At 67.5% G+C, this 8,030-nt stretch carries 9 protein-coding genes; 7 read left to right on the top strand and 2 right to left on the bottom strand.

Annotated features, from left to right (window positions below; all coding sequences use genetic code 11):
• Positions 1-282 (top strand): DUF3027 domain-containing protein (locus tag ACOADB_RS26510; protein ID WP_378606072.1); only part of this gene is annotated, 282 nt, incomplete at its 5' end.
• Here the strand turns inward: ACOADB_RS26510 and ACOADB_RS26505 are convergent.
• Both ACOADB_RS26505 and ACOADB_RS26500 read right to left on the bottom strand, forming a co-directional pair.
• Entirely contained in the window at positions 279-920 is a 642-nt protein-coding gene (locus ACOADB_RS26505; protein WP_378606069.1) for a class I SAM-dependent methyltransferase, read from the bottom strand. The genes ACOADB_RS26510 and ACOADB_RS26505 overlap by 4 nt on opposite strands.
• On the bottom strand, positions 910-1,200 hold the full coding sequence (locus ACOADB_RS26500) for a DUF2530 domain-containing protein (protein ID WP_378606066.1): 291 nt from the start codon (positions 1,198-1,200) through the stop codon (positions 910-912). Before ACOADB_RS26500 ends, ACOADB_RS26505 begins: the two co-directional genes overlap by 11 nt.
• A 91-nt stretch (positions 1,201-1,291) precedes the next feature.
• Between ACOADB_RS26500 and ACOADB_RS26495 the strand changes: the two genes are divergently transcribed.
• From ACOADB_RS26495 to tuf, 6 genes are all read left to right on the top strand, one after another.
• The gene (locus tag ACOADB_RS26495; RefSeq protein ID WP_378606063.1) at positions 1,292-1,750 is read left to right on the top strand and encodes a MarR family winged helix-turn-helix transcriptional regulator; all 459 of its coding nucleotides are present in this window, start codon (positions 1,292-1,294) and stop codon (positions 1,748-1,750) included.
• Positions 1,751-1,809: 59 nt separating this feature from the next.
• Entirely contained in the window at positions 1,810-3,054 is a 1,245-nt protein-coding gene (locus ACOADB_RS26490) for an MFS transporter (protein ID WP_378606091.1), read from the top strand.
• Positions 3,055-3,261: 207 nt separating this feature from the next.
• Positions 3,262-3,636, top strand: coding sequence for a 30S ribosomal protein S12 (gene rpsL / locus ACOADB_RS26485; RefSeq protein ID WP_056708632.1), 375 nt, complete (start codon positions 3,262-3,264; stop codon positions 3,634-3,636).
• 1 nt (position 3,637) lies between these two features.
• A complete protein-coding gene (rpsG, locus tag ACOADB_RS26480) occupies positions 3,638-4,108 on the top strand; it encodes a 30S ribosomal protein S7 (protein ID WP_056708627.1) in 471 nt (156 codons plus the stop codon).
• Positions 4,109-4,191: 83 nt separating this feature from the next.
• Positions 4,192-6,306 (top strand): elongation factor G, encoded by a 2,115-nt coding sequence (fusA, locus tag ACOADB_RS26475; protein ID WP_378606058.1) that lies wholly within the window; start codon positions 4,192-4,194, stop codon positions 6,304-6,306.
• An 81-nt stretch (positions 6,307-6,387) separates the two neighbouring features.
• A complete protein-coding gene (gene tuf, locus ACOADB_RS26470) occupies positions 6,388-7,581 on the top strand; it encodes an elongation factor Tu (RefSeq protein ID WP_378606056.1) in 1,194 nt (397 codons plus the stop codon).
• The last annotated feature ends 449 nt before the right edge of the window (positions 7,582-8,030 follow it).

The following is an 8,030-nucleotide window of genomic DNA, read 5'->3' as shown; positions in this document are numbered from 1 at the left end:
GAGCGCTGGTACGACGGCGAGTCCGGTCCCGATGCCCCGATCGCGAAGTCGGCCCCGCACCAGTGCTACTCCTGTGGCTTCCTGGTCCGCCTCGCCGGCCCGCTGTCGGAGATGTTCGGCGTCTGCGCCAACGGCGACGCCAACGACGACGCCCGCGTCGTCGCCTTCCAGCACGGCTGCGGCGCGCACTCCGAGGTCCGCCTCAGCAAGCGCCAGCAGTCGCAGCCGCCGGCCCCGCCGGTCATCGACACCATCGGCACCGACGACCTAGAGGTCTTCTAGGCGCGAGACGCGTCTCGCGCCAGACTGAGCAGCCAGACGGCGTAGTCGTCGTCGACCGGGCGCAGGTCGTAGCCACCGAACCGGTGGTCGATCCGGAGACCCGCTGATGCTGCGTCGGCGATGAATTGGTCGGGGGAGTAGGGCCGGGCCGAGCTCGGCCCACCGCGGAGGTGGAAGCCCGCGAGGATCCGCCCACCCGGCGCCAGCAGGTCGCGCAGGCGCCGGAGCACGGCCACCTCGGTGCCGTCCGCGACGAAGGTCAGCACGTTCCCGACGCACACCACCAGGTCGAACCCGTCGGGTGCACCGGCTGCCGCCATGGCGTCGCGGGTGAGGGCGAGGATCTCGAGCGGCACCACGTCCAGTGCGGGGTAGGTCCGTCGCGACTGCTCCACGAGCTCGGGGTCGGGCTCGGCGGCGACCACGTGGTGGCCCTGTGCCTGGAGGTACCCGCCGACCCGGCCCATGCCGGAGCCCGCGTCGAGGATCCGCGCCCCGCGGTCGACGAGGGTGTCGGCCAGGCGAGCCTCGCCGTCGACGTCCTTGCCCTGGCTGATCAGCTCCGCGAAGCGCTCGCCGTAGCCGCTGTTCCTCGCCCCGCCGAGCGCCCAGCGGGTCGGTGGGAGCTCACTCGCCATCGGCGGCGCGCTCGGCCCTGATCCCGCGCCGGCGCTTGCAGTACTCGGTGCCGAGCAGGCCGAGGCCGACGCCGGTCAGGCACATCCACAGCAACCAGGTCTGGCCCTCCTCCTCGAGGCGGCCCCAGAACGGAAGCAGCCCGAGGAAGGCCAGCAGGAAGAGCCCGGTGCCGACCTGGACGGTCCGTACCCCGTCGACGTCGAGTGGTTCGACGGGGGCGATCAGGTAGGTGCGGTTGCCGATCTCGTGCTGGGTCGGCTGTTCGTCACGGAGCTCCACGGTTCGATCGTACGCCGCCTCGACAGTGCCGTGGGTGTGCCGTGCATGCGAACGGGAATAGTTACGCAAGGTAATGACTTAGACTAACGACATGCCGATTCTGGAGAAGCACGTGCGCTCGACAGCAGGGCTCGCCACTGAGCTCCGCTTCTCGGTCATGCGCCTGCGGCGCCGGCTGGTGCGCGAGCGCCACCCGGACAACGACCTCAGCCTGACCGCGATGGCGGTGCTGTGGGTCCTGCACGGTCGGGGCGACCAGACCGTGGGAGCACTGGCCACGCGCGAACAGGTGCGGCCGCCGACCATGACCCGCACCGTCACCGCACTGGGTGAGCGGGGACTCGTCGAACGCCATGACGATCCCGATGACGGCCGACAGGTCGTCGTACGCATCACCGACGCGGGACGCGAGGTCGTCCTCCGCGACGCCGCCCGTCGCGACCGCTGGCTGTCACGTCGTCTGGAGGAGCTCACCGCCGACGAACGCGACGTCCTGCGCCGCGCCGCCCCGATCCTCCAGCGGCTCGCCGAGTCCGAACAGTCCCTGTGACCGCCCACCCGCCCACCCGCTGACCGAAGGAGCCCACCACGAGCCCCCGATTCCGTTCCCTGGCCCACCACAACTACCGCCTGTACTTTGCCGGCAGCCTGGTCTCCAACATCGGGACCTGGATGCAGCGCATTGCCCAGGACTGGCTGGTCCTCACCATCCCCGGCAACGGCGGCACCGAGCTCGGCATCACCACCGGGCTGCAGTTCGTCCCCGTCCTGCTCCTGTCGCCGTACGCCGGCGTCGTGGCCGACCGCTTCTCGAAGCGCCGCCTGCTGCAGGTCACCCAGGCCGTGATGGCCGGCGCCGCCCTGACCCTCGGCGTGATCGCTGCGCTGGGGGTCGCCGAGACGTGGCACGTCTACCTGCTGGCGCTCGTCTTCGGCGTCGGTGCTGCCTTCGACGCGCCCGCCCGGCAGGCGTTCGTCTCCGAGATGGTCGGGACCGACGACGTGGCCAACGCGGTCAGCCTGAACTCGGCCGCCTTCAACGCCGCCCGGATGATCGGCCCCGCGCTGGCCGGGCTGCTCATCGGGCTGGGTGGCGGCGGCATGCGGGCGACCGGGTGGGTGATCCTCGTCAACGCCGTGTCCTACGCCGCGGTGATCCTCCAGCTGCGCCGGATGGATGCGGCCGAGCTGCACTCGCCGCGCCCCGTGGCCCGCGCCCCCGGGATGCTGCGCGCCGGCTTCTCCTACATGCGGAGCGAGCCGAAGATGCTGATGATCCTCGTGCTCGTGTTCTTCGTCGGGACCTTCGGCATGAACTTCCAGATCACCTCGGCGCTGATGGCGACCGACATCTTCGACAAGGGCGCGACCGAGTACGGCGTCCTCGGCTCGGCCCTCGCCGTCGGCTCGCTGACCGGGGCGCTGGTCGCTGCCGGCCGCACGCGGGTGCGCGTCCGGCTGCTGATGGTGGCCGCCGTCGCCTTCGGCCTGATCGAGATCGTGGCCGGCCTGATGCCGTCGTACCTCGCCTTCGTGCTGCTGTGCCCCCTGCTCGGGTTCTCGGTGATCACCGTGCTGAACTCCTGCAACGCCCTGCTCCAGGTCGAGTCCGACCCGGCCCTGCGCGGGCGCGTGATGGCGATCTACATGACCATCGTGATGGGCGGAACGCCCCTCGGCGCCCCCGTGATCGGCTGGATCGGGGAGCAGTACGGCGCCCGCTGGACCCTCGTCGTGAGCGGTACGCTGGTGCTCGTGGGGGTGGCCGCAGCGGTCGCCGTACGGGCTCTGGCGGAGCGCCGGGTGCGCCCGGGCGTCCCCCAGCCCGATCCGGCCGGTGCACCGGCATTTTGACCCCTCCCTGAGGGGCCGGTAATCTCGATTCTCGTGTCTGGGGTGACCCGGCACGTCGAGCATGCCCTCAACGCGATCACACCCCTCAGTTCGAGTTTTCCAGGGGAGCGAACGACCAGAGGCCACTCATTCGGCACGCAGTAACGCAACACATCCGTGCCCGGCAAGGCGCCGGCACGTGAGAGCAAAAGGAAAGGGAACCACCAGGTGCCCACCATTAATCAGTTGGTCCGAAAGGGCCGCCAGGACAAGGTGTCGAAGTCCAAGACGCCTGCCCTGAAGGGTTCGCCCCAGCGTCGCGGTGTCTGTACCCGCGTCTACACCACCACCCCGAAGAAGCCGAACTCCGCTCTGCGCAAGGTCGCCCGTGTGCGCCTGTCCAGTGGCGTCGAGGTCACCGCTTACATCCCGGGTGAGGGTCACAACCTGCAGGAGCACTCCATCGTGCTCGTCCGCGGCGGTCGTGTGAAGGACCTCCCCGGTGTTCGCTACAAGGTCATCCGCGGCGCACTGGACACCCAGGCCGTGAAGAACCGTAAGCAGGCTCGCAGCCGCTACGGTGCCAAGAAGGAGAAGAGCTGACATGCCGCGCAAGGGCCCCGCGCCGAAGCGGCCGATCGACATGGACCCGGTCTACGGGTCGCAGCTGGTGAGCCAGCTCGTGTCGAAGGTGCTGCAGGACGGCAAGAAGCAGGTTGCACAGCGCATCGTCTACACCGCGCTCGAAGGCACCCGCGAAAAGACCGGTATCGACCCGGTCATCACGCTCAAGCGTGCGCTCGACAACGTGCGCCCCTCCATCGAGGTCAAGTCCCGCCGTGTTGGTGGCGCGACCTACCAGGTCCCGATCGAGGTCAAGGGCACGCGTGGCACCACGCTGTCGCTCCGCTGGCTCGTGGGCTACGCCGCCGACCGTCGTGAGAAGACGATGGCCGAGCGCCTGCAGAACGAGATCCTCGACGCAGCCAACGGCCTCGGTGCCGCTGTGAAGAAGCGCGAGGACACGCACAAGATGGCCGAGTCCAACAAGGCCTTCGCTCACTACCGCTGGTGATTTCGTCGGAGCGGGCCCGCCACGGCGGCGCCCGCTCCGGCACCCACCTTCTCCATCCCAAGATCTAAGGAACGCTGACTCACGTGGCAGTCGACATCACGACCGACCTGAACGTCGTACGCAACATCGGCATCATGGCGCACATCGACGCCGGCAAGACCACCACCACCGAGCGCATCCTCTTCTACACCGGCATCACGTACAAGATCGGTGAAGTCCACGAGGGCGCGGCCACGATGGACTGGATGGAGCAGGAGCAGGAGCGCGGCATCACGATCACGTCCGCCGCGACGACCTGCTGGTGGAAGAAGCACCAGATCAACATCATCGACACCCCCGGCCACGTGGACTTCACGGCCGAGGTCGAGCGCTCCCTGCGCGTCCTCGACGGCGCCGTTGCGGTGTTCGACGGTGTCGCCGGTGTCGAGCCGCAGACGATGACGGTGTGGCGCCAGGCCAACAAGTACTCCGTGCCCCGGATGTGCTTCGTCAACAAGCTCGACCGCACCGGAGCGGACTTCTTCCGCTGCGTCGACATGATGGTCGAGCGCCTGAACTCCAACGTGCTGGTCCTCCAGCTCCCCATCGGCGCCGAGGGTGACTTCATCGGTGTCGTCGACCTCGTCGAGATGCACGCCAAGGTGTGGCGCGGCGAGACCGTCATGGGTGAGGACTACGTCGTCGAGGAGATCCCCGCCGACCTCCTCGAGCAGGCCCAGGAGTACCGCGAGAAGCTCGTCGAGACGGTCGCCGAGGCCGACGACGACATCATGGAGGTCTACCTCGAGGACGGCGACACGTTCGACGTGCCGACCCTCAAGGCCGCCATCCGCCGCGCGACCCTGGCCGACAAGCTCAACCCGGTCCTCTGTGGCACCGCCTTCAAGAACAAGGGCGTCCAGCCCCTGCTCGACGCGGTCGTCGACTACCTCCCCTCGCCGCTCGACATCGACGGCATCGTGGGTCACGACCCGCGCAACGAGGAGAAGGAGATCACCCGTCAGCCTTCCGACGACGAGCCGTTCTCCGGCCTGGCGTACAAGATCGCCACGGACCCGCACCTCGGCAAGCTGATCTACGTCCGCGTCTACTCCGGCAAGCTCGAAGCCGGTTCGACCGTGGTCAACTCGGTCAACGGCCGCAAGGAGCGGATCGGCAAGGTCTACCAGATGCACGCGAACAAGCGTGAGGAGATCGCGTCGGTCGGCGCCGGCCAGATCGTGGCCGTCATGGGCCTCAAGGACACCAAGACGGGTCACACGCTGTCCGACCCGAACAACCAGGTCGTCCTCGAGTCGATGACGTTCCCGGCCCCGGTGATCGAGGTCGCCATCGAGCCGAAGACGAAGTCCGACCAGGAGAAGCTCGGTACGGCCATCCAGCGCCTGTCCGACGAGGACCCGACGTTCGTCGTCAAGACGGACGAAGAGACCGGTCAGACCATCATCGCGGGCATGGGCGAGCTCCACCTGGAGATCCTCGTCGACCGGATGAAGCGCGAGTTCAAGGTCGAGGCCACTGTCGGCAAGCCGCAGGTCGCCTACCGCGAGACCATCCGCCGCAAGGTCGCGAACCACTCCTACACCCACAAGAAGCAGACGGGTGGCTCTGGCCAGTTCGCCAAGGTCGTCATCTCGCTCGAGCCGAACATCGACCCCGAGACCGGTCTCGGTGCGGGCTACGAGTTCGTCAACAACGTCTCGGGTGGACGCGTTCCGCGCGAGTACATCCCGTCCGTCGACAACGGCGGCCAGGAAGCCATGGAGTTCGGCGTCCTCGCCGGCTACCCCATGGTCGACGTGAAGTTCACCCTCGAGGACGGCGCCTACCACGACGTCGACTCGTCCGAGCTCGCGTTCAAGATCGCCGGCATCCAGTCGTTCAAGGAGGCCGCTCGCCAGGCGAAGCCGTGCCTGCTCGAGCCGATGTTCGCGGTCGAGGTCACCACCCCCGAGGGCTTCCTCGGTACGGTGATCGGTGACATCAACAGCCGTCGCGGCCAGATTCGCGCACAGGAGGAGCGTCACGGCGACATCGTCGTGAACGCCCTTGTGCCGCTGTCCGAGATGTTCGGGTACGTTGGCGACCTGAGGTCCAAGACCTCTGGTCAGGCGTCGTACTCGATGGAGTTTGACTCGTACGCCGAGGTTCCCACGAACATCGCCGACGAGATCATCAAGAAGGTTCGTGGCGAGTAGTCACCCGACTGCTCACCGCGTTGCCCTCGGCGCAGCACCCAACCAGTACGAGTCAAGTAACAATCCCAGGAGGAGCCAGCAATGGCTAAGGCCAAGTTCGAGCGGACCAAGCCGCACGTCAACATCGGCACCATCGGTCACATCGACCACGGCAAGACCACGCTGACCGCGGCGATCTCGAAGGTCCTGCACGACAAGTACCCGACCCTCAACGAGGCCTCGCCGTTCGACCAGATCGACAAGGCTCCCGAAGAGCGTCAGCGCGGCATCACGATCTCGATCGCGCACATCGAGTACCAGACCGAGGCGCGCCACTACGCGCACGTCGACTGCCCCGGTCACGCGGACTACATCAAGAACATGATCACCGGTGCCGCGCAGATGGACGGCGCGATCCTGGTGGTTGCCGCGACCGACGGCCCCATGCCGCAGACGCGTGAGCACGTGCTGCTCGCCCGCCAGGTCGGCGTTCCCGCCCTGGTGGTTGCGCTCAACAAGTGCGACATGGTCGACGACGAGGAGCTCATCGAGCTCGTCGAGATGGAGGTGCGCGAGCTCCTCTCCGAGTACGACTACGACGGCGACGACATCCCCGTCGTGCGCGTTGCTGCCTTCCCGGCGCTCCAGGGCGACGAGAAGTGGGGCAACTCGATCGGCGAGCTCATGGACGCCGTCGACGCGAGCATCCCGCAGCCCGAGCGTGAGGTCGACAAGCCGTTCCTCATGCCCGTCGAGGACGTCTTCACGATCACCGGTCGTGGAACCGTCATCACCGGTCGTATCGAGCGCGGCATCGTCAAGGTCAACGAAGAGGTCGAGATCATCGGCATCCGCGAGACCTCGCTGAAGTCGACGGTCACCGGCGTCGAGATGTTCCGCAAGCTGCTCGACGAGGGCCAGGCGGGCGAGAACGTCGGTCTGCTCCTCCGCGGCACCAAGCGCGAAGACGTCGAGCGCGGCATGGTCGTTGTGAAGCCGGGTACCACCACCCCGCACACCAACTTCGACGCCTCGGTCTACATCCTGTCGAAGGAGGAGGGCGGCCGTCACACGCCGTTCTTCAACAACTACCGCCCGCAGTTCTACTTCCGGACCACCGACGTCACCGGCGTCGTCACCCTCCCCGAGGGCACGGAAATGGTCATGCCGGGCGACAACACGGACATGGCCGTTGAGCTGATCCAGCCCATCGCCATGGACGAGGGTCTGAAGTTCGCGATCCGTGAAGGTGGCCGTACCGTCGGCGCCGGCCGGGTCACCAAGATCACCAAGTGATCTGACCTGATTCATCAGGAACCCCCACACCTTCGGGTGTGGGGGTTCCTGCGTTTCTGCTCTTTCTTGGTGGGGCGGCGCTGGCGCCTGCCGGACCCACCCCTCGCTGGCTTAGGAGCGGCCCCCGCCGTCGGCGCCCTGGCTTTCGCCATTGCGTGACCTTGGTACGACGGGCGCCGACGGCAGGGACCGAAGCGCCCTCGAGGGATGGGTCCGGCCTGCGCCAGCGCCGCCCTCTCGTTTTCGCTACCTCTCGTTCGGTCGGGAGAATGTGCGGGTGAATGACGGAGTGCGCCCGGCCCGGCCCCATCAGAAGTTGACCGAGGATGGTCGGCGGACGCGGGAGGTGTTGACCTATGCGCGGCGGGGGAGTCGGTTCACGCCCAAGCAGCAGCGGGGTTGGGACGAGTACGCCGACGGGTGGGTCATTCCGGACGAGGCGGTCGATG

This window comes from Nocardioides sp. CPCC 206348 (genome assembly GCF_048654705.1).
Lineage (GTDB): Bacteria > Actinomycetota > Actinomycetes > Propionibacteriales > Nocardioidaceae > Nocardioides.
Note: the sequence above shows the minus strand (reverse complement) of the source record. Positions and strands in the feature narration are given on the sequence as shown.

Coding starts and splice junctions, on each gene's coding strand:
- ACOADB_RS26505 (WP_378606069.1), bottom strand. CDS start 920: ATGGCGAGTGAGCTCCCACCGACCCGCTGGGCGCTCGGCGGGGCGAGG.
- ACOADB_RS26495 (WP_378606063.1), top strand. CDS start 1,292: ATGCCGATTCTGGAGAAGCACGTGCGCTCGACAGCAGGGCTCGCCACT.
- rpsG (WP_056708627.1), top strand. CDS start 3,638: ATGCCGCGCAAGGGCCCCGCGCCGAAGCGGCCGATCGACATGGACCCG.
- tuf (WP_378606056.1), top strand. CDS start 6,388: ATGGCTAAGGCCAAGTTCGAGCGGACCAAGCCGCACGTCAACATCGGC.